This is a genomic window from Isoptericola dokdonensis DS-3, from assembly GCF_001636295.1.
Classification (GTDB): Bacteria; Actinomycetota; Actinomycetes; order Actinomycetales; family Cellulomonadaceae; genus Isoptericola; species Isoptericola dokdonensis.
In genome coordinates this window covers 1563270-1583489 of sequence record NZ_CP014209.1, presented here as the reverse complement: position 1 = coordinate 1583489, position 20220 = coordinate 1563270, and the positions used below count along the sequence as shown (strand labels likewise).

The window sequence follows — 20220 nt, the reverse complement described above, 5'->3', positions numbered from 1 at the left end:
GCCGCGTGACCAGATCGTTACCGTTCTTCGCCCGTTCCCCCTTTGACTTCGAGACTCGAACGCAGCAAAGTGGAGCCCGGTCACTCGGTGACCCGGTCCAGCCCCGTGCGGGCACCGGCGGTGACGGTCGCCGCACGGAAGGACACTCGACGACGAGAAGGAGCGCGAGGATGCGACTCGGCAAGAAGATGGGCGTGGTCGCCGCTGGTGCGGCGCTGGCGCTCACCCTGACCGCCTGTGGTGGCGAGGGCGCCGGTTCCGGCAGCACCGACGGTGCGGCGGGCGACGGCGACGACAACGTCATGGTCGGCGTCGCGATGCCGACGCAGACCTACGAGCGGTGGATCCAGGACGGGAACAACGTCAAGGAAGGGCTCGAGGAGCTCGGCTACCAGGTGGACCTCCAGTTCGCCAACGACGACATCCCCACCCAGACCCAGCAGATCGACTCGATGATCACCGAGGGCGTCGACGTCCTCATCGTCGCGTCCATCGACGGCACGGCCCTGACCAGCCAGCTCGAGGCCGCTGCGGCCGCGAACATCCCGGTCATCGCCTACGACCGCCTCATCCGTGACAGCGAGAACGTCGACTTCTACACGACGTTCGACAACTTCGCCGTCGGCGTCGCCCAGGCCAACGCGCTCCTGCGCGGCCTCGGCTACCTCGACGAGAGCGGCGAGCCCACCGGTGAGGAGGGCCCGTACAACGTCGAGCTCTTCGCCGGCTCGCCGGACGACAACAACTCGCACTTCTTCTTCGACGGTGCGATGTCGATCCTCCAGCCGCTCATCGACGACGGCACCGTCGTCATCCCGTCCGGCCAGACGTCGTTCGACCAGGTCGCCACGCTGCGCTGGGAGCTCGAGACCGCCCAGAGCCGCATGGAGGACCTGCTGACCTCCACCTACACCGGCGGGGACGCCGAGCTGCACGGTGTGCTGGCCCCGGCCGACGTGCTCTCCCGCGGCGTCATCAACGCCCTCCAGGGCGCCGGCATGGGCCCGACCCTCGAGGACGGCCTGCCCGTCGTCACCGGTCAGGACGCCGAGGTCGCGAACATCAAGCTGATCAACGACGGCGTCCAGTCGTCCACGATCTTCAAGGACACGCGCCTGCTCGCCGAGCAGGCCGTGACCGCCGCCGAGTCGTTCGTCAACGGCGAGGAGCCGGAGGCCAACGACACCGACACGTACGACAACGGCGTCAAGGTCGTCCCGTCGTACCTCCTCGAGGTCGAGACGGTGTTCGCCGACAACATCCAGCCCGTCCTCATCGACTCCGGGTACTTCACCCAGGAAGAGGTCGAGGCCGGACAGGTCGCGGACTGACCTGATCCGCAGGCACGGAGCCACCCCAGGGCGGGCGTGCCCGTCGTCGCACGACGCGACGACGGGTCGCCCGCCCCGGGTCCGCCGCGGTACCCCGTGACGGGCCACCCACCGAAGGAGGGACGAGAGCGCAGATGAGCACCATCCTGGAGATGCGCTCCATCACCAAGGAGTTCCCCGGCGTCAAGGCGCTGTCGGACGTCACCCTCACCGTCGAGCAGGGCGAGATCCACGCCATCTGCGGTGAGAACGGCGCCGGCAAGTCGACGCTGATGAAGGTCCTGTCGGGCGTGTACCCGCACGGGACGTACGACGGCGAGATCGTCTTCGACGGTCGGCCGGCGGAGTTCGGGTCGATCAACGACTCCGAGGCGCGCGGCATCGTCATCATCCACCAGGAGCTCGCCCTGGTCCCGTACCTGTCCGTCGCCGAGAACATCTTCCTCGGCAACGAGACCCGCGGACGCCTCGGGCTGATCGACTGGAACGACGCCAACCACCGCGCGGCAGAGCTCCTGCGGCGCGTGGGGCTCGTCGAGAACCCCACCACCCCCATCGGCACCCTCGGCGTCGGCAAGCAGCAGCTCATCGAGATCGCCAAGGCGCTCTCGAAGGAGGTGCGCCTGCTCATCCTCGACGAGCCGACCGCGGCCCTGAACGACACCGACTCCGAGCACCTGCTCGAGCTCCTGCGGGCCCTGCGCGACGAGGGCATCACCTGCATCATCATCTCGCACAAGCTCAACGAGATCGAGGAGATCGCGGACCGCACGACGATCATCCGCGACGGGCAGACCATCGAGACGATCGACATGTCCGAGGCGACCTCGACCCAGGACCGCATCATCCGCGGCATGGTCGGGCGCGACCTCGAGCACCGCTACCCGGAGCGCACCAGCGTCGTGGGCGACGAGGTGCTGCGGGTGGAGGACTGGAACGTCGACCACCCGACGCAGGCCGGCCGTCAGGTCATCGTCGACGCCTCGTTCACCGTGCGCGCCGGCGAGGTCGTCGGCATCGCCGGGCTCATGGGTGCCGGGCGCACCGAGCTCGCGATGAGCATCTTCGGCCGGTCGTACGGTCGCAACGTGCACGGCCGCATCTACAAGAACGGCCAGGAGATCCACACCCGGACCGTCTCGGAGGCGATCGGGCACGGCATCGCCTACGCCACCGAGGACCGCAAGCACTACGGCCTCAACCTCATCGACGACGTCCGGCGCAACATCTCCCTCGCCTCCCTCGACAGGCTCGCCTCGCGCGGCTGGGTCAACGGGAACGAGGAGCTGCGCGTCGCCGAGGAGTACCGCGGCTCGCTCAACATCAAGACGCCGACGGTCCTGGCCGAGGTCGGCAAGCTCTCGGGCGGCAACCAGCAGAAGGTCGTGCTGTCCCAGTGGCTGCTCACCGACCCGGACGTGCTGATCCTCGACGAGCCGACGCGTGGCATCGACGTCGGCGCGAAGTACGAGATCTACACGATCATCAACAAGATGGTCGCCGAGGGGAAGGCGGTCGTCGTCATCTCCTCCGAGCTGCCCGAGCTGCTCGGCATCTGCGACCGCGTGTACACCCTCGCCTTCGGTCGCATCACCGGAGAGCTCCCCGTCGCCGACGCGACCCAGGAGCGGCTCATGGAGCTCATGACCATCGAGCGCGAACAGCCCCTGCCCACGAAGGAATCCGCCTCATGAATGCCATCGACTCGGTCCGGGACGTCCTGACCCGGAACATGCGCCAGAGCGGCATCGTCATCGCGTTCGTCGTCATCGTCGCGATCTTCGCCGTGCTGCACCCCAGCTTCCTGTCGCCCGGGAACCTCACCAACATCGTCCTGCAGTACTCGTACATCCTGATCCTCGCGATCGGCATGGTGATGATCATCGTCGCCGGACAGATCGACCTGTCCGTGGGATCGGTGGTCGCACTGACAGGTGCGGTGTCCGCGGTCGTGGTCATCCGCAACGGGATGCCCTGGTGGGTCGGCGTGCTGGCCGCCCTGTTCGTGGGCCTGCTCGTCGGCATGTGGCAGGGCTTCTGGGTCGCGTACGTCGGCATCCCCGGCTTCATCGTGACCCTGGCGGGCATGCTCATCTTCCGTGGCCTGACGTTCCTCGTGCTGGACAACGCCTCGCTGTCCCCGTTCGGCGGGACCTACTACAACATCGCCAACGGCTTCCTCAACGGGTTGTTCGGCGGGTACGGGTTCGACGTCTTCACCCTGGTGATCTTCGCCATCGGCGTCGCGGGGTACGCGGTCAGCCAGTGGCGCAGCCGCCGCGGCAAGATCGCCTACCAGCAGCAGGTCGAGTCCATGCCGCTGTTCGTCACCAAGCTCGTCGTCGTCGCCGCGGTCGTCATGTGGTTCGGCTACCAGCTGTCGATCTCCCGCGGTCTGCCGATCGTGCTCATCATCCTCGCCGTGCTCATCATCGCGTACGCCCTGGTGACCCAGAACTCCGTGTTCGGCCGCCACGTCTACGCCGTGGGCGGCAACCGTCATGCCGCCGAGCTGTCCGGCGTGAAGGTCAAGCGGGTCAACTTCTGGATCTTCGTCAACATGGGCGTCCTCGCCTCCGTGGCCGGCGTCGTCTACTCCTCGCGCATGAACGGTGCCCAGCCGGGCGCCGGCAACATGTTCGAGCTCGACGCCATCGCCGCCTGCTTCATCGGCGGCGCCTCCACCACCGGTGGTGTGGGCCGCGTCGGCGGAGCCGTCATCGGTGGTCTGATCATGGCCGTCATGTCGAACGGCATGCAGCTCATGGGTGTCCCGCAGTCGACCCAGCAGGTCGTCAAGGGCCTCGTGCTCCTGCTCGCCGTCGCCTTCGACATCTGGAACAAGCGCCGCGCGTCGGTCGTGCGCTGATCCGATCCCCGCGGCGGGTGGGTCCCCGGGCACGGAAGTGCCGGGCACCCGCCCGCCGCGGGCGTCTACACTCCCCGGGTGAGAGGACGGCGACCCATGGCTGGATCGCAGTCGTCGTTGCGCGAGGCCAACCGTGCCCGCGTGGTCGACGCGGTCAAGAAGCACGGTGGCCTCACCCAGGTCGAGCTGACCGGGGCGACCGGGCTGTCCGCGGCGACCGTCTCCGTCATCGTCAAGGAGCTCCTCGCCGCCGAGGTCGTCGAGGTCCGCAGCACCGTCCGCTCGGGCCGCCGCGCCCAGCTCGTCACCCTCGCCCACCAGGTCGGCCTCGTCGCCGGCATCGTCGTCGGGCACCGGCACCTGCGCGTCGCCGTCGCCGACGTCGGCCACCAGATCCTCGCCGAGCAGGTCCTGCCCCTGCCCGCCGACCACAAGGCCGACACCAGCCTCGACCGCGCCGCCCTCCTCGTCGTCGACCTCGTCGAACGCGTCGGCTCCGAGCTCGACGAGCTGCTCGGCCTCGGCATCGGGATCCCCGCACCCGTCGACCCCGTCACCGGCATGATCAGCGTCCGCGGCGTCCTGCGCGGCTGGGACGGCGTGCAGATCGCCCAGGTCATGGAGAAACGGCTCGCCCGCCCCGTCTACGTCGACAACGACGCCAACGTCGGCGCCCTCGCCGAGTCCACCCTCGGCGCCGGACGGGACTGGCGCGACATGCTCTACGTCAAGGTCGCCCATGGCGTCGGCGCCGGCATCGTCATCGCCGGCCGGCTGCACCGCGGCTCCGACGGCACCGCCGGCGAGATCGGCCACGTGCAGGTCGAACCCGCCGGGCGCATCTGCGGGTGCGGCAGCCGCGGCTGCCTGGACACCGTCGTCGGCATGCCCGCCCTGCTCGAACCGCTGCGCACCAGCCACGGCAACCTCACCCTGCGCGACCTCGTCCGCCTCGCCGGCGAGGACGACCCCGGCTGCCGGGAGATCGTCGCCGACGCCGGGGCTCGGGTAGGGTCCGTCGTCGCGGGGCTCGCGACGGGGCTGGCACCGCAGGTGGTCGTGGTCGGCGGAGACCTGGCCGAGACGGGGGAGACCCTGCTCGGCCCGATCCGCGCCGAGCTGCGCCGCCGGACCATGCTCAGCCAGGCGAGCGGGCCCGACGTCGTGCCGGCCGCGCTCGGGACGCGGGCGCAGATCGTCGGGGCGATCGCGCTGGCGCTCGAGAACACCGACGTCTTCGACCGTGCCGAGACCAGGGAAGAGGAGAGAGCAGGACGATGACGACACCGCAGGGGACGCGCGCCCGGGTGCCGTTGCTGGCGCTGCGCGAGGTCAGCAAGTACTTCGGCGCCGTCGAGGCGCTCGTCGGGGTCGACCTCGAGGTGTACTCGCACGAGGTCGTCGCCCTCGTCGGCGACAACGCCGCCGGCAAGTCCACGCTCGCCAAGATCGTCGCGGGCGTGCTCACCCCCGACGCCGGACAGGTCGAGATCGACGGCCGCGCCGTCAACATCTCCTCGCCGTCCGTCGCCAAGCAGCTCGGCGTCGCCAGCGTGTTCCAGGACCTCGCCGTCGCCGAGAACCTCGACGTCACCGCCAACGTCTATCTCGGCCAGGAGCTGCGCAACAAGGCAGGACTCCTGCACGCCGGCGCGATGGAGGTCGAGACCCGCCGCCTGCTGGAGCACCTCACCGTGCGCATCCCCAGCGTCCGCACGCCGCTGCGGAACCTGTCCGCCGGGCAGCGGCAGGCCGTCGCCATCGCCCGCACCCTCATCGGGGACCCCCGCATCGTCGTCCTCGACGAGCCGACGGCATCGCTGTCCGTCGCCCAGACCGGCGAGGTCCTCACCCACATCGAACGGCTGCGCGAGCTGGGGCTCGGCGTCGTCCTCATCAGCCACAACCTCAACGACGTCCGCGCCGTCGCCGACCGCATCGAGGTGCTGCGCCACGGCCGCAACAACGGCTCGTTCCCCGCCACGGAGAGCCACGAGACGATCCTCGCGGCGATCACGGGGGCGCGCTGAGGGGTCCTCGCCGCGCGGCGGGAGGGAAGGCCCGCGCGCGGTCGCGCTCACGGGCCCCAGGGGGCCCTCCGCTTCCGGTCTGACGACCGCGCGCGGACCTTCCCTCCCGCCGCGCTCTTCCGGTCGTTCGGCTGTCAGTCCGCGCCGGGGCGCTCGTGCTCGCGGCGGAAGGAGTCGCCCGGGTCGACGTGCACGAGGATCTTCGCCAGGACGTCGGACAGTGCGCGGACGTCGTCGGCGTCGAGGTCGTCGTAGACGTGCTCCAGGACGGTGCGGGCGTGGCCGGGGGCGCTGTCGACGAGCTTGTCCCAGCCGTCGTCGGTGAGCCGCGCGACCGTGGCCCGGCCGTCGTCGGGGGCCGCGCACCGAGCCACCAGGCCGCGCGCCTCGAGGCGCTTGGCGACGTGGGACAGGCGCGGCAGGGTGCTGCTGGTGAGGCGCGCCAGGGCGCTCATGCGGAGCTCGCGGTCGGGGGCCTCGGACAGCATCGCCAGCACGAGGTACTCGAAGTGCGTGAGGTCGGCGTCGCGCCGGAGCTGCTGGTCGAGCAGGCCGGGCAGCAGGGTGACGACGGCCTGGAGGCGCAGCCAGCTGCGCATCTGCTCGTCGTCGAGCCAGCGGGGCTCGCCCGCACCGGCACCTGCGCCTGCGCCCTGTGCGGAGCCGTCCTGCGTGTCCGTCACCGTGACCGTCCTCTCGTCCGCTGGTCTGCTGCTTCGCCTGAAGGTTGACGAGACAACCTTACCTCGCTATGTTGGTTGTAGCGTCAACCAATCGGGTCGGCGCGACGTCCAAGGAGGACCTCATGGCCACCATCAGCATCATCGGCACCGGGAACATGGGCACCGCGATCGCGCGCCTCGCGCTCGCCGCCGGCAGCGACGTCCAGGTCGTCGCCCGCGACGTCGCCCAGGCCGCCGCCGTCGACCCCGCCGTCACCGCCGCGCCGTTCGGCGACGCGCTCACCGGCGACGTCGTCGTCCTGGCCCTGCCCTACCCGGCGCTCGACGACGTCGTGACCACCTACGGCGACCAGCTCGCCAGCAAGGTCGTCGTCGACATCACCAACCCGCTCGACTTCGCCACCTTCGACGCGCTCGTCGTGCCCGCCGACTCCTCGGCCGCCGCCGGGCTCGCCGACCGCCTCCCCGGGGCGAAGGTCGTCAAGGCGTTCAACACCAGCTTCGCCGCCACGCTGGCCACCGGCGCCGTCGGCGGTCTGCCCACCACCGTGCTGGTCGCCGGGGACGACGCCGACGCCAAGGCCGCGCTCGCCGACGCGATCGACGGCGTGCGCGTCGTCGACGCCGGCCCGCTGCGCCGGGCCCGCGAGCTCGAGGCCGTCGGCTTCCTCCAGCTCACCCTCGCCGCCGGCGAGAAGACCGGCTGGGACGCCGGGTTCGTGCTGGCCTGACCCCCGCGACCGAGGAGACTGACGACATGACGACGCCCCGCCCCGCCGGTGACCTGCTCGCGGCCGACACGACCATGGGAGCGGTCACGCTCCACGTCGGCGACCTCGCGACCATGACCGACTACTACCGCGATGCGCTGGCCCTGACGGAGATCCCGGCGCTCGCCGGGCCCGGGCGGGTGGCGCTCGGCCGCGGGACGTCGCCCGTCGTCGTCCTGCAGCACACCCCCGGTCTGCCGGCGACGGCCCGGAACCAGGCGGGGCTGTTCCACACGGCCGTGCTCTTCGAGACCGAGGAGGCGCTGGCGGCCGCCGTCGCGCACGCCGCCCGGCACCCGCTGTCGCGGTTCGTCGGCAACTCCGACCACTGGGTGTCGCGGGCGTTCTACTTCACGGACCCCGAGGACAACGGGATCGAGCTGTACTGGGACCGCCCGCGCTCCGCGTGGACGCACACCACCGGACGCGTCGACATGGGCTCCGACTGGTTCGACCCGCAGGCGTTCCTGGCCGAGCACCTCACCGAGGACGCCCTGCGCACCACCGCCGGGCAGGGTGCCCAGGTGGGCCACGTCCACCTGCAGGTGGGTGACATCCCCACCGCGCGGAAGTTCTACGTCGACACCCTCGGCTTCGAGGTGATGGCCACGTTCCACGGCGCGCTGTTCATGGCCGCCGGGGGCTACCACCACCACGTCGCGGTGAACACGTGGAACAGCGCGGGCGTGGGCCCGCGCGCCGCGACCCTCGGCCTCGGGCAGATGGCCCTGGCCGTGCCCACGGCGGACGAGGTCGGCGCGCTGCGCGAGCGGCTGGCGCACGCCGGGATCGCCGCCCGCGACGACGGCCGCACGCTGCGGTTCGACGACCCGTGGAACACGCTCGTCGAGGTCTCCGTCGGCTGAACGACTCCCACGCACGAGCGCCGCAGGCCGCACCGTCCACGGTGCGGCCTGCGGCGTCCGTCGTCGTCCGTGCGCCCTCAGAGGCGACGCTCGCGGCGGTAGAGCGTCCGCGCCCAGGCGTACCCGGCGACGCCGATGACGGCGATCCAGGCGAACGCGAGCACGACCTCCGACGTCTCGAGGCCGACGCCGCCGGCGAGCAGCCCGCGGGCGGTCTCGATGATCGGCGTGAACGGCTGGTGCTCGGCGAACCAGCGCACGCCCGACGGCATGGTCTCGACGGGCACGAACCCGCTGCCGAGGAACGGCAGGAGCAGCAGGATCATCGGGGTGTTGCTCGCTGTCTCCGCGCTCTTGGCGTGGAGCCCCATGGCGACGCACAGCCAGTTGAGGGCCACGCCCAGCCCCACCAGCAGGGCGAGCAGACCCAGCCAGTCGAGCGGTCCGGCGTCGGGCCGGTAGCCCATGAGCAGCGCCGCGCCGGTGACGAGCACCACGGCGGCGAGCCCCTGCAGGACGTACCCGATCACCTGGCCGGACAGCACGGACCCGGGGGAGATCGCCATCGTCTTGAAGCGGGCCATGATGCCGCCCGCCGCGTCCATGGCTGCGCTGATGGCGATGGACTGCCCGGCCCCCACGATCGTCAGGACCAGCATGGTCGGGGCGATGTAGGCGAGGTAGGCGGCCCGGCCCTCGGCCCCCGGCGTGACGCCGGGGGCGACCCCGGCGCCGAACGCCCCGCCGAACACGTAGACGAACAGCACGAGCATGACGAGCGGTCCGGCGACGAGGAACATCGTCAGACCGGGGTAGCGCACCGCGCGGAGCAGGTTGCGGCGCACCATCGTGGTGACGTCGGCGACGGGGCGGGGTCGCGCGGTCACGGGTGCGGGGGTGGCGACGGCGGTCATCGGACGTCCTCCTTCGGGCTGGTGGTGGCGGTGTCGGCGCCGGGGAGGTCCTCGGCGGGGGGCTCGGTGAGGGCGAGGAAGACGTCGTCGAGGGAGCCGGCGTCGTGCACCGCCTTGAGCTCGTCGGGCGTGCCCTGCGCGACGACACGGCCGCCGTGCAGCACGGCCACGGAGTCGGCGAGCTGGTCGGCCTCCTCCAGGTACTGCGTGGTGAGCAGGATGGTGGTGCCGCCGGCCACGAGTCGGCGCACCTCGTCCCACAGGGTGCGGCGGCTGCGCGGGTCGAGGCCGGTGGTCGGCTCGTCGAGGAACACCACGGCGGGGGAGCCGACGAGCGTCATCGCGAGGTCGAGCTTGCGCTTCATGCCGCCGGAGTACGCCGCCACGGGCTTCGCGGCGGCGTCGGCGAGGCCGAACTGGTCGAGCAGCTCGGCGGTGCGGCGCTTCCCGGCGCTGCGGCCGAGGTGGTGCAGGTCGGCCATGAGCCGCAGGTTCTCGGCGCCGGTGAGGAGGTCGTCGACGGCGGTGATCTGACCGGTGACGCCGATGGCGGCGCGGACGGCGTCACCCTCGCGGGCGACGTCGTGCCCGGCGACCCGCACGGTGCCGGCGTCGGCGTGGAGCAGGGTGGACAGGACGCCGACGGCGGTGGTCTTGCCGGCGCCGTTGGGGCCGAGCAGGGCGGTGACGGTCCCGGCCGGGACGGTGAGGTCCACGCCGTCGAGGACGAGCTGCGGACCCTGCTTGGAGGGGTAGGACTTGCGCAGTCCGGTGACCTGGATCGCCGGTTCGAGGGCAGGGGAGGGCATGGTGTTCTCCTGGTGGTGGTCGGGCGACGGGCACTGCTGGTCGGTGGCGGTGGCGGTGGCGGTGGCGGCTCAGGCGCGCGGGCGTCGGACGACGACGTCGCCGTACCCCGTGCCGGCGTGGATCTCGGCGGTGGCCTCGTCGTCGACGGGGCCCTCGGTGGGGGTGAGCTGGTTGCGGACGGTGCCGTGCTCGGTCTGCAGGTCGAGGTAGGCGGCCGTGCCCTCGGGGACGCCGACGTCGATCGAGCCGAACGACGTGGTGAGCGTGACGCTGCCGGACTCGAGCGCGTCCACGCGGATGCTGCTGTGCGCGGAGCGTGCGGTGAGGGTGCCGCGCACGCGGCTCACGGCGATGTCGCCGTGCGCGCCCTGCACGGTGAGGGCCCCGGTGACGGTGCCGACGCTCGTGCCGCCGTTGGCGGCCTTGACGGTCGCGTCGCCGGTGACCTGCTCGATCCGGACGGACCCGGCGCCGGCCTTGACGTCCGCGGACGCGGCGCGGCCGACGTGCACGGATCCCGCGCCGACGGACAGCGCGAGCCGGTCGACGTCGTCGACGCGGGCGTCACCCGCGCTGAGCGACATGTCGACGACGGCCAGGAAGCCCTCGACGTGCAGGTTGCCGACCTTGCCGCGCACCTGGGAGCCGGTGGGCAGCTCGACGGTGATGTCGGCGGTGCCGGCCGCGAACGGCAGCACCCACTGCTTCCACGAGCCGGGGTAGCTGACGGAGACGCCGTCACCGGTGGTCTCGACGCGCACCTCCTCGGCGGCGCGGACGCTGCCGGACTTCGAGGGGTTGCTCGGCAGCACGGTGACGACGACGTCGTCACGGTCGCTCGCGACGACGTGCAGCTGCGCGAAGGGGACGTCCACGGTGACGGGGACGGGGCGGGGGGCGGGGAACGTGGGCATGACGGACTCTCCCTGGGTCGGGTGGTGTCGATGTGGTGTCTGGTGGTGGCCGGTGGTGTCGCCGGCCGTGCTTCCGGGGCTGCGGGCAGGTGGGCCGGTGTCAGCGCACCCAGCCGGTGACGCGGCCGGAGCCGCGCTGCGCGGGTCGGGCCGCCGGGCGGCCGCTGGACTGCTCGAGGGCGCCGGCGACGGCGCGCACGAGCCAGGTGTTGACCGAGACGCCGTCGCGGGCGGCGGCGACCTCGGCCTGCGCCTTGAGGTGGTCCGGCAGGCGCAGGGTGGTGCGCGTGGTGGAGGGCCCGTCGGTGTCCACGGGCTCGGTGGCCTGCGGCGACGGGGCGGGGGTGGGAGCCGTGGCGTCGGTCGTGGTGGCGCGCGGGGCGGTGACGACGAACTCCGGGTTGCCGGCGCGCAGGCGGACGTCGACGGAGCCGGGTGCGAGCTCGGCGGAGATCTCGCCGGCGGCGTCGGACAGGGCGGCGAGCAGGGCGAGCCGGGCGGCGGCGTCGAGGGGAGCGGTGAGTCGCGTGGCGAGCTCGCGGGCCTCGTCGCCGCCCGCGGCGGCGGCGGTGGCGAGCTGCTGCTGGAGCTCGGCGACGTACTGGTCGAGGTGCATGACAGCAACTATGACACCACTGTGGTGTCAGTGCAAGAGGTATGGCGTCATTCGTGGCACCAGATGGTGTCGGGCGTGCTCGACGGGGACGACGACGGCCCGCCCCGACGTGTGCCGGTGCGGGCCGTGCGGAGCGGGCACCTGCCCGCCGGGGTCAGTGGAAGACGACGGTGCGGTGCCCGTTGAGGAGCACCCGGTGCTCGGCGTGCCAGCGCACCGCCCGTGCCAGCGTGCGTCGCTCGACGTCCTCGCCGAGGGACACGAGGTCCGTGACCGCGCGCGAGTGGTCGACGCGCTCGACGTCCTGCTCGATGATCGGACCCTCGTCGAGGTCGCCCGTCACGTAGTGCGACGTCGCGCCGATGAGCTTCACGCCGCGGTCGTGCGCCTGGGCGTAGGGGCGGGCGCCCTTGAACGACGGCAGGAACGAGTGGTGGATGTTGATGACCCGACCCGACAGGTCGCGGCACAGCCCGTCCGACAGGATCTGCATGTACCGGGCCAGCACCACCAGCTCGACGTCCAGCTCGCGCACCAGCTCGCGCAGCCGGTCCTCCGCCGCGCCCTTCGTCGCGGCCGTGACGGGCACGTGGTGGAACGGCTTGCCGTAGAACGCGGCGTGGTCCGCCAGGTCGGTGTGGTTCCCCACGACGCCCACGACGTCGATCGGCGCCTGACCGGACCGCTCGCGGTACAGCAGGTCCACCAGGCAGTGCGCCGCCTTCGACACCATGAGCAGGGTGCGCACCGGGCGCCCCACGACGTCGAGCTCCCACGTCATCGCGAACCGTCCCGCGACCTCGGCGATCGCCGCCTCCAGCTCGGCGCGGTCGGACGCCGACTCGACCTGCATCCGCAGGAAGAACAGCCCTGAGACGGGGTCGCCGAACTGCTGCGACTCGGTGATGTTCCCGCCGTGCTCGGCCAGCGCGCCGCTGACGGCGTGCACGATCCCGGGGCGGTCGGGGCAGGACAGGGTGAGCACCCACTCCGTCGGCCGGGCCGGGGCGGAGGGGTTCGGCAGCGTGGTCACGGACGCCATTGTCGCCCACCGTCTGCCACGATGGGGCCATGAGCGACAGCACCGCCACCCCCGCCTCCGCCGGCAGCGCAGCCGGTGCCGCCGCGGACGACGCACCCACCCGGATCGCCCTCGTCGAGGACGCCCACGCCGGAGAGCTCCTCACGCTGCGTCGCGCCGCGTTCGTGTCCGAGGCGCAGCTCTACGACGACCCGCACATCCCGCCGCTGACCCAGACGCTGGCCGAGCTGCGCGACGACATGGCGCGCGACGACGTCGTGACCATCGGCGCCTGGGAGGGCCACCGGCTCGTCGGGTCGATCCGCGTCGAGGTCGAGGGGTCCCGGGCGACGCTCGGCCGTCTCGCCGTGGCGCCCGACCAGCAGGGCAAGGGCCTGGGCACCACGCTGCTGTTCGCGATCCTCGACCACCTGCCCGAGGACGTCGCCGAGATCTGGGCGTTCACCGGCAAGGACTCGCGCCACAACCTCGCCATGTACACCAAGCACGGCTACGAGGCCCAGTACGACGAGGCCGCCGGCGAGCTCACCTACACCTACCTGCGCCGCGTGCTGCACGCCGTCGACGCGGGTCGCACCGCACCGGCCCCGACCGACCGGCCGTGACCGCGGCCGGGACGGGCCGCGTGCGGCGACCGTCCATGGCCGACGTCGCCGCGGTCGCCGGGGTCTCGCACCAGACGGTCTCCCGCGTGCTCAACGCCCACCCGAGCGTGCGCGACGAGACGCGCCTGCGGGTCCTCGCGGCGATCGACGAGCTCGGGTACCGGCGCAACAGCGCCGCCCGGGCGCTCGTCACCTCGCGCTCGGCGACCCTCGGCGTCGTGACGACCGGGTCGGCGCTCTTCGGCCCCACGAGCACCCTCATCGCCGTCGAGGAGGCCGCCCGGGACCAGGGCTACTTCGTGTCGGTGGCGACGCTGCGCACCTACGACACCGCCTCGATGCACCAGGTGCTGGAGCACTTCATGGACCAGGGCGTCGACGGGATCGTCGTCATCGCCCCGCACGACGAGGTGGCGGCCGCGGTGGAGTCGTTCGGTGCGCCGGTGCCGGTGGTCGTGGTGGCCGCGCTGGACGACGTCGCCGGTGCCGTGCCCGTCGGTGCCGGGTCGTCGACGATGTCGCTCGCGGTGGACCAGCGCTCGGGTGCGCGGCACGCGACGGAGCACCTGCTGGACCTGGGCCACCGCGACCTCGTGCACGTCGGAGGCCCGCCGGACTGGTTCGACGCCCGGGAGCGCGCCGCGGGGTGGCGCGAGGCCATGGAGGCGCGGGGGCTCGTCCCGGCGCGGGCGCGGGTGCGGTCGTGGTCGGCGGCCGACGGCTACGCCGCCGGTCGGGACCTCGCGGAGGCGCTCGCGGCGGGGGAGGGACCGACGGCGGTCTTCGCCGGCAACGACCAGCTCGCCCTCGGTGTGCTGCGCGCGCTGTGGGAGCGCGGAGTGCGGGTGCCGGACGACGTGTCGGTGGTGGGTTTCGACGACGTGGACGGGGCGGCGTACTTCGTGCCGCCGCTGACGACGGTGCGCCAGCCGTTCGCCGCGCTGGGCGCGCGCAGCGTGGAGATGCTGCTGGCGGCGCTGGACGGCCGGACGGTGCCGGTGCAGCGGATCGAGCCGGAGCTCGTGGTGCGGTCCTCGACCGCGCCGCCGCGCTGAGCCCTCGGGCGGCCTGCCTGTTCCCTTGACCGGTCGGCGACGGCTGGCTAGCCTCTGTACATCGTTGTTCTACATCGTTGTAGAGGAGAATTCGTGCGAACTCACCACCGTGCCCGCCGATGGGCCGCCGGTGTCGCCCTCGCCGTCGTCGGCGGCCTGGCGCTCAGCCCGTCCGCCCTGGCGGCGCCGTCGTCCGTCGACACCGGCCGCCACGACCCGTCCCCCGCACCGTCCGTGCTGCCGACCGGCGGGCTCTCCGTCACCGGCGAGACCTCGCCGGTGCACGACCCCGCCCTGATCGTCGCCGACGACGGCACCTGGTACGTCTTCTCGACCGGGCTCGTCAACCGGGAGAACGGCGGCACCATCCAGATCTGGAGCTCCGACGACGACGGCGTCACCTGGTCGTCCGACGGCACCGTGTGGGACGAGATCCCCGCGTGGATCGACGAGCACTTCGCCGACGGGGCGCTGCCGGACAACCTGTGGGCGCCCGAGGTGTACGAGCACGACGGCACCTACTACCTGTACTACTCGGCGTCGCGCTTCGGCACGAACACCTCGGTCACGGCGCTCGCCACCAACACGACGCTCGACCCGTCGGACCCCGACTACGAGTGGGTCGACCAGGGGCCGGTCATCACGTCGCCGCAGGAGATCGAGAACGGCAAGACGTTCAACGCGATCGACGCCGGTATCGTCGAGGGCGCCGACGGCACCCCGTACATGGCCATCGGGTCGTACTGGTACGGGATCTTCCTGGTGGAGCTCGAGTGGCCGTCGGGCAAGCTCGCCGACGGCGCGCTGGCGGACGCCACCCACATCGTGGACCGGTTCGTGCCGGGCAACCCGGTGGAGGCGCCGTACATCGTCGAGCGTGACGGCTACTACTACGCCTTCGTCTCGTTCGACGCCTGCTGCCGGGGGCTGGACAGCACCTACAAGATCGCGGTCGGCCGGGCGGACTCCGTGACGGGCCCGTACCTCGACCAGGACGGCCGCGACCTGTTCGGCGGCGGCGGCACGGTGCTCCTGGAGTCGCACGGCGCGATGGTCGGCCCCGGCGGGCAGTCCGTGTTCGACGACGTCCTCGCGTTCCACTACTACGACGCGTCCAACGCCGAGATCCCCGGGTTCCCGACCCTCGGCCTGCACCGGCTCGACTGGACGCAGGACGGCTGGCCGGTCGTGGACACGACGGCCGAGGCGCCGACCGTCGTCACCCCGCCGCAGGACGCGTCGGTGCGGCAGGCCGGCCCCACGGTCCGGTTCGAGGTCGAGGTGGCCGGCGCGCCGGCGCCCGTCGTCACCTGGGAGCGGTCGATGGACGGCGGCAGGACCTGGCGGCCGGCCGGTGCGGCGGAACGCGCCCACGACGGCACGGCGACGCTGTCGCTGCACCGGAGCCAGGCGTCACCCGGGGTCCAGGTGCGGGCGCAGGTCTCCAACGCGCACGGTAGCGTCACGAGCGAGCCTGCGAAGGTGACCCTGCCGCGGCCCGCGCGCGCCGGTTCCTGACCGGCCCCGCACGTCCCGGACCGGGCGCCCGCGTCGACGCGGTGCGCCCGGTCCGTTCGCGCCCGGACCCACGGGCGCGGGGTTGGGCCACGGAGTTGTGAGCGTTAACATGGTGCGGACGGACGACAAGGAGTGAACACGGCGATGACGCTGCCAGACCAGGTGAACGACGCACGCGACGCCATCGCGGCAGGACGCGCGACCCTCGGCATCGAGCTCGGCTCGACCAACATCAAGGCCTGCCTCGTCGGGCCCGACCACGTCACCCTCGCGAGCGGCTCCCACGCCTGGGAGAACGAGCTCGTCGACGGGCGGTGGACGTACTCCCTGGACGCCGTCCACGCCGGGCTGCAGGGCGCCTACGCCGCGCTCGTCGCCGACGTCGAGGCCCGCTACGGCGTGCGGCCCACCGGCTACGCCGCGCTCGGGGTGTCCGCCATGATGCACGGATACCTGCCGTTCGACGCCGACGGCGAGCTGCTCGTGCCGTTCCGCACGTGGCGCAACACCAGCACCGGCCCCGCCGCCGCCGAGCTCTCCGCGCTGTTCGGGTACAACATCCCGCTGCGCTGGTCGATCGCGCACCTCTACCAGGCGATCCTCGACGACGAGCCGCACGTGCCGCAGATCGCGTCCTTCACCACCCTCGCCGGCTACGTCCACCGGGCGCTGACCGGGCGTGACGTGCTCGGCGTCGGCGACGCCTCGGGCATGTTCCCGATCGACCCCGCCACCGGCGACTACGACGCCCGCATGCTCGCCCAGTTCGCCCACCTCGCCGCCGCGAAGCGACCCGGGCTGGACATCGAGGGCTTCCTGCCCGAGGTGCTCCCCGCGGGCGCCGACGCCGGCCGGCTCACGGAGGCGGGCGCCGCCCTGCTCGACCCGACCGGCCACCTGCGTCCCGGCGTGCTGCTCTGCCCGCCCGAGGGGGACGCCGGCACCGGCATGGTCGCCACCAACTCGGTCGCGCCGCGCACCGGCAACGTCAGCGCCGGCACGTCGATCTTCGCGATGGTCGTGCTGGAGAAGCCGCTGACCACCGTGCACCACGAGCTCGACCTCGTCACCACCCCCGCGGGCGACCTCGTGGCGATGGTGCACTGCAACAACGGCGCCAGCGAGCTCGACGCCTGGGCCGGGCTGTTCCGCGAGTTCGCGACCGCGCTCGGCGGCCCGAGCGGCCCCGACGCCGTGTTCGGCACCCTGTTCAACGCCGCGCTCGACGGCGCCGCCGACGGCGGCGGCCTGCTCGCCTACAACTACCTGGCGGGCGAGCCCATCACCGGCCTGGAGGCCGGCCGGCCGCTCTTCGTGCGCACCCCCGACAGCCGCCTCACGCTGGCGAGCTTCGTGCGCACCCAGATCTACGGCGCGTTCGGCACCCTCGCCCTCGGCATGCGCGTGCTCGACGGCGAGGACGTCGAGATCGACGCGATGTTCGCCCACGGTGGCATGTTCCGCACCGCCGGCGTCGCGCAGCGGCTCCTCGCCGCCGCGATCGACGCGCCCGTCGCCGTCGGCCGCACCGCCGGCGAGGGCGGCGCCTGGGGCATCGCCGTGCTCGCGGCGTTCGCCGCGGCGGCCGCCGAGCAGCCCGACCTCACCCTCGCCGGCTTCCTCACGGACCAGGTGTTCGCCGACGTCGAGCTCGACGTCGTCGAGCCCGACGCCGCGGACGTCGCCGGCTTCGCCACCTATCTCGAGCGGTACGCGGCCGGGCTCGCCGTCGAGCGCGCCGCCGTCGCGGCGCTCTGACCTACCTGTCGCCACGACGACGCCCACGAACGGAGAACCACGCATGGCCATCACCGAGGTCCCGACGCACCTGCGCGCCGCCGTCGACGCCGCCAAGAAGAAGGTCGCCGACCTGCACGCCGAGCTGCCCCGCTGGGAGCTCGTCGTGTGGACCGCCGGCAACGTCTCGGAGCGCGTGCGCGACACCCAGGGTGCCGCCGACGGCACGGACGACCTGCTCGTCATCAAGCCGTCCGGCGTCTCCTACGACGACATCACCCCCGACGCGATGGTCGTCTGCGACCTGCAGGGCAACCTCGTCGAGGGCGACCGCTCGCCGTCGTCCGACACCGCGGCGCACGCCTACGTGTACGCGAACATGCCCGAGGTGGGCGGCGTCGTGCACACCCACTCCACGTACGCCACCGCCTGGGCGGCGCGCGGCGAGGAGATCCCCTGCGTCCTGACGATGATGGCCGACGAGTTCGGCGGGCCCGTCCCCGTCGGCCCGTTCGCGATCATCGGCGACGACTCCATCGGTCGCGGCATCGTCGAGACCCTGAGCGGGTCGCGCAGCCCGGCCGTGCTCATGCGCAACCACGGGCCGTTCACCATCGGCGGCGACGCGAAGGCCGCGGTCAAGGCCGCGGTGCTGTGCGAGGAGGTCGCCCGCGCCGTGCACGTCGCGCGCCAGCTCGGCGACCCGCTGCCCATCGCCCAGGAGCACGTCGACGCGCTCTACGCCCGCTACCAGAACGTCTACGGCCAGCGCTGACGCGCCGTCGCCACCGAAAGGAACACCATGAGCAAGCCCTACGGCGACCGTGAGGTCTGGTTCTTCACCGGCAGCCAGGACCTGTACGGCCCCGAGACGCTGGAGCAGGTCGCGGCGCAGTCCCGCGAGGTCGCGTCCGTCCTCGACGGGTCCGAGGCCGTGCCCGCGAAGATCGTCTGGAAGCCCGTCCTCAAGGACTCGGACTCCATCCGCCGCGCGATGCTGGACGCGAACGCCCGGGACGACGTCCTCGGCGTCGTCACCTGGATGCACACCTTCAGCCCCGCGAAGATGTGGATCGCCGGCCTGGACGCGCTGCGCAAGCCGCTGCTGCACCTGCACACGCAGGCGAACGTCGAGCTCCCGTGGGCCGACATCGACATGGACTTCATGAACCTCAACCAGGCGGCGCACGGCGACCGCGAGTACGGGTACATGCTGTCCCGGCTCGGCGTCGCGCGGACCACCGTGGTGGGGCACGTGACGAACCCGGCCGTGCAGCAGCGCGTCGGCACCTGGGTGCGGGGCGCCGCGGGCTGGGCGGCCACCCACGAGCTGAACCTCGTGCGGTTCGGCGACAACATGCGCAACGTGGGCGTCACCGAGGGCGACAAGACGGAGGCCGAGCTGCAGTTCGGCGTCTCGGTGAGCACCTGGGGCGTCAACGACCTCGTCGCGGCGGTCGACGCCGTCGAGGAGTCCGCGATCGACGGGCTCGTCGCGCAGTACGAGGAGCTCTACGACGTCGCGCCCGAGCTGCGCGCCGGCGCCGAGCGGCACGACTCGCTGCGGTACGCGGCCCGCCAGGAGATCGCCATGGAGGCGTTCCTCGTCGAGCGCGGCGCCAAGGCGTTCACCACCAACTTCGAGGACCTGGGTGCGCTGCGCCAGCTCCCCGGCCTGGCCGTCCAGCGGCTCATGGCCCAGGGCTACGGGTTCGGCGCCGAGGGCGACTGGAAGACCGCCGTCCTCGTGCGCGCCGCGAAGGTCATGGGCGAGGGGCTGCCCGGCGGCGCCTCCCTGATGGAGGACTACACCTACGACCTCACCCCTGGCTCGGAGCTCATCCTCGGCGCGCACATGCTGGAGATCTGCCCGTCGCTGACCACCGCCACGCCGCGCATCGAGATCCACCCGCTGGGGATCGGCGGCAAGGAGGACCCGGTCCGCATGGTGTTCGACGCCGACCCGGTCGAGGGCGCCGTCGTCGTGTCGCTGGCGGACATGCGCGACCGGTTCCGCCTGACGGCGAACGTCGTCGACGTCGTCGCCCCGACGCACGAGCTGCCGAACCTGCCCGTCGCCCGTGCCGTGTGGGCCCCGCGCCCGGACTTCGCGACGTCGGCCGAGGCGTGGCTGACCGCCGGCGGTGCCCACCACACGGTCATGTCGACCGCCGCGGGCATCGAGGCGTTCGAGGTGTTCGCCCAGATCGCCGGCACCGAGCTGCTGGTCATCGACGAGTCGACGACGCGCCGCGCGTTCGCCGACCAGGTCCGATGGAACCAGGTCTACTACCGCCTGGCCCGGGGTCTCTGACCCCCAGGGCGACCCCCTCCTGAGCGACGAGCGTGCAGACTTGGTACGTCATCCGACCGGATGAGGTACCGAGTCTGCACGCTCGTCGCCTGTCCGGGCGGCGGTATCCTGGCGTCGCCACGCCGCCCGACGGTCGTCCGGCGAGT

19 protein-coding genes are annotated in these 20220 nt (G+C 72.4%); 13 read left to right on the top strand and 6 right to left on the bottom strand.

The annotated features are described in order from the left end of the window. Positions 1–170: 170 nt before the first annotated feature. The 5 genes from chvE (at position 171) to I598_RS07395 (ending at position 6230) form a co-directional block, all read left to right on the top strand. Positions 171–1331 carry a multiple monosaccharide ABC transporter substrate-binding protein gene (gene chvE / locus I598_RS07415; protein WP_068202414.1) on the top strand — a complete coding sequence of 387 codons (1161 nt, stop codon included), beginning with the start codon at positions 171–173 and terminating at the stop codon, positions 1329–1331. Positions 1332–1465: 134 nt separating this feature from the next. After that, positions 1466–3025, top strand: coding sequence for a multiple monosaccharide ABC transporter ATP-binding protein (mmsA, locus tag I598_RS07410; RefSeq protein ID WP_068202413.1), 1560 nt, complete (start codon positions 1466–1468; stop codon positions 3023–3025). Further along, positions 3022–4200, top strand: a complete 1179-nt coding sequence (gene mmsB / locus I598_RS07405) for a multiple monosaccharide ABC transporter permease (RefSeq protein WP_068202412.1) — start codon at positions 3022–3024, stop codon at positions 4198–4200. Before mmsA ends, mmsB begins: the two co-directional genes overlap by 4 nt. Before the next feature lie 96 nt (positions 4201–4296). Beyond that, positions 4297–5481, top strand: a complete 1185-nt coding sequence (locus I598_RS07400; protein ID WP_068202411.1) for an ROK family transcriptional regulator — start codon at positions 4297–4299, stop codon at positions 5479–5481. Then, positions 5478–6230 (top strand): ATP-binding cassette domain-containing protein, encoded by a 753-nt coding sequence (locus I598_RS07395; protein WP_068202410.1) that lies wholly within the window; start codon positions 5478–5480, stop codon positions 6228–6230. Before I598_RS07400 ends, I598_RS07395 begins: the two co-directional genes overlap by 4 nt. A 134-nt stretch (positions 6231–6364) precedes the next feature. Here the strand turns inward: I598_RS07395 and I598_RS07390 are convergent, their stop codons facing one another. Beyond that, positions 6365–6913 carry a MarR family winged helix-turn-helix transcriptional regulator gene (locus tag I598_RS07390; protein WP_418268508.1) on the bottom strand — a complete coding sequence of 183 codons (549 nt, stop codon included), beginning with the start codon at positions 6911–6913 and terminating at the stop codon, positions 6365–6367. A 122-nt stretch (positions 6914–7035) separates the two neighbouring features. Between I598_RS07390 and I598_RS07385 the strand changes: the two genes are divergently transcribed. Together I598_RS07385 and I598_RS07380 are read left to right on the top strand one after the other, a co-directional pair. Further along, on the top strand, positions 7036–7644 hold the full coding sequence (locus I598_RS07385) for an NADPH-dependent F420 reductase (protein WP_068202409.1): 609 nt from the start codon (positions 7036–7038) through the stop codon (positions 7642–7644). 26 nt (positions 7645–7670) lie between these two features. Then, the gene (locus tag I598_RS07380; RefSeq protein WP_068202408.1) at positions 7671–8549 is read left to right on the top strand and encodes a VOC family protein; all 879 of its coding nucleotides are present in this window, start codon (positions 7671–7673) and stop codon (positions 8547–8549) included. Between the two features lie 77 nt (positions 8550–8626). Here the strand turns inward: I598_RS07380 and I598_RS07375 are convergent, their stop codons facing one another. The 5 genes from I598_RS07375 to purU all read right to left on the bottom strand — a co-directional run bounded on the left by I598_RS07375 (position 8627) and on the right by purU (position 12845). Next, entirely contained in the window at positions 8627–9463 is an 837-nt protein-coding gene (locus tag I598_RS07375; RefSeq protein ID WP_083973020.1) for an ABC transporter permease, read from the bottom strand. Further along, entirely contained in the window at positions 9460–10272 is an 813-nt protein-coding gene (locus tag I598_RS07370) for an ABC transporter ATP-binding protein (protein WP_068202407.1), read from the bottom strand. Before I598_RS07370 ends, I598_RS07375 begins: the two co-directional genes overlap by 4 nt. A gap of 69 nt (positions 10273–10341) precedes the next feature. Beyond that, entirely contained in the window at positions 10342–11187 is an 846-nt protein-coding gene (locus tag I598_RS07365) for a DUF4097 family beta strand repeat-containing protein (protein ID WP_068202406.1), read from the bottom strand. A gap of 100 nt (positions 11188–11287) precedes the next feature. Further along, positions 11288–11803 (bottom strand): toxin-antitoxin system HicB family antitoxin, encoded by a 516-nt coding sequence (locus tag I598_RS18255; RefSeq protein ID WP_068202405.1) that lies wholly within the window; start codon positions 11801–11803, stop codon positions 11288–11290. A 154-nt stretch (positions 11804–11957) separates the two neighbouring features. Next, complete coding sequence (purU, locus tag I598_RS07355; protein ID WP_068202404.1) at positions 11958–12845, bottom strand: formyltetrahydrofolate deformylase; 888 nt, start codon at positions 12843–12845, stop codon at positions 11958–11960. 29 nt (positions 12846–12874) lie between these two features. Between purU and I598_RS07350 the strand changes: the two genes are divergently transcribed. The 6 genes from I598_RS07350 to araA all read left to right on the top strand — a co-directional run bounded on the left by I598_RS07350 (position 12875) and on the right by araA (position 20074). Continuing rightward, a complete protein-coding gene (locus I598_RS07350) occupies positions 12875–13450 on the top strand; it encodes a GNAT family N-acetyltransferase (protein ID WP_083973018.1) in 576 nt (191 codons plus the stop codon). A gap of 35 nt (positions 13451–13485) precedes the next feature. Continuing rightward, positions 13486–14505: a LacI family DNA-binding transcriptional regulator gene (locus I598_RS07345; protein ID WP_068205107.1), complete on the top strand. Its 1020-nt coding sequence runs from the start codon at positions 13486–13488 to the stop codon at positions 14503–14505. A gap of 93 nt (positions 14506–14598) precedes the next feature. Then, positions 14599–16023, top strand: a complete 1425-nt coding sequence (locus I598_RS07340; RefSeq protein ID WP_068202403.1) for a glycoside hydrolase family 43 protein — start codon at positions 14599–14601, stop codon at positions 16021–16023. Positions 16024–16167: 144 nt separating this feature from the next. Beyond that, the gene (locus I598_RS07335; protein ID WP_068205106.1) at positions 16168–17781 is read left to right on the top strand and encodes a xylulokinase; all 1614 of its coding nucleotides are present in this window, start codon (positions 16168–16170) and stop codon (positions 17779–17781) included. A gap of 43 nt (positions 17782–17824) precedes the next feature. Then, the gene (locus tag I598_RS07330) at positions 17825–18535 is read left to right on the top strand and encodes an L-ribulose-5-phosphate 4-epimerase (RefSeq protein WP_068202402.1); all 711 of its coding nucleotides are present in this window, start codon (positions 17825–17827) and stop codon (positions 18533–18535) included. 27 nt (positions 18536–18562) lie between these two features. After that, entirely contained in the window at positions 18563–20074 is a 1512-nt protein-coding gene (gene araA, locus I598_RS07325; RefSeq protein ID WP_068202401.1) for an L-arabinose isomerase, read from the top strand. Positions 20075–20220: the final 146 nt, after the last annotated feature.

What these genes read in the sequence shown, in the direction of transcription:
- chvE (WP_068202414.1), top strand. Translation starts at nt 171, where the DNA reads ATGCGACTCGGCAAGAAGATGGGCGTGGTCGCCGCTGGTGCGGCGCTG.
- mmsA (WP_068202413.1), top strand. Translation starts at nt 1,466, where the DNA reads ATGAGCACCATCCTGGAGATGCGCTCCATCACCAAGGAGTTCCCCGGC.
- mmsB (WP_068202412.1), top strand. Translation starts at nt 3,022, where the DNA reads ATGAATGCCATCGACTCGGTCCGGGACGTCCTGACCCGGAACATGCGC.
- I598_RS07400 (WP_068202411.1), top strand. Translation starts at nt 4,297, where the DNA reads ATGGCTGGATCGCAGTCGTCGTTGCGCGAGGCCAACCGTGCCCGCGTG.
- I598_RS07395 (WP_068202410.1), top strand. Translation starts at nt 5,478, where the DNA reads ATGACGACACCGCAGGGGACGCGCGCCCGGGTGCCGTTGCTGGCGCTG.
- I598_RS07385 (WP_068202409.1), top strand. Translation starts at nt 7,036, where the DNA reads ATGGCCACCATCAGCATCATCGGCACCGGGAACATGGGCACCGCGATC.
- I598_RS07380 (WP_068202408.1), top strand. Translation starts at nt 7,671, where the DNA reads ATGACGACGCCCCGCCCCGCCGGTGACCTGCTCGCGGCCGACACGACC.
- I598_RS07375 (WP_083973020.1), bottom strand. Translation starts at nt 9,463, where the DNA reads ATGACCGCCGTCGCCACCCCCGCACCCGTGACCGCGCGACCCCGCCCC.
- I598_RS07370 (WP_068202407.1), bottom strand. Translation starts at nt 10,272, where the DNA reads ATGCCCTCCCCTGCCCTCGAACCGGCGATCCAGGTCACCGGACTGCGC.
- I598_RS07365 (WP_068202406.1), bottom strand. Translation starts at nt 11,187, where the DNA reads ATGCCCACGTTCCCCGCCCCCCGCCCCGTCCCCGTCACCGTGGACGTC.
- I598_RS18255 (WP_068202405.1), bottom strand. Translation starts at nt 11,803, where the DNA reads ATGCACCTCGACCAGTACGTCGCCGAGCTCCAGCAGCAGCTCGCCACC.
- purU (WP_068202404.1), bottom strand. Translation starts at nt 12,845, where the DNA reads ATGGCGTCCGTGACCACGCTGCCGAACCCCTCCGCCCCGGCCCGGCCG.
- I598_RS07350 (WP_083973018.1), top strand. Translation starts at nt 12,875, where the DNA reads ATGAGCGACAGCACCGCCACCCCCGCCTCCGCCGGCAGCGCAGCCGGT.
- I598_RS07345 (WP_068205107.1), top strand. Translation starts at nt 13,486, where the DNA reads ATGGCCGACGTCGCCGCGGTCGCCGGGGTCTCGCACCAGACGGTCTCC.
- I598_RS07335 (WP_068205106.1), top strand. Translation starts at nt 16,168, where the DNA reads ATGACGCTGCCAGACCAGGTGAACGACGCACGCGACGCCATCGCGGCA.
- I598_RS07330 (WP_068202402.1), top strand. Translation starts at nt 17,825, where the DNA reads ATGGCCATCACCGAGGTCCCGACGCACCTGCGCGCCGCCGTCGACGCC.
- araA (WP_068202401.1), top strand. Translation starts at nt 18,563, where the DNA reads ATGAGCAAGCCCTACGGCGACCGTGAGGTCTGGTTCTTCACCGGCAGC.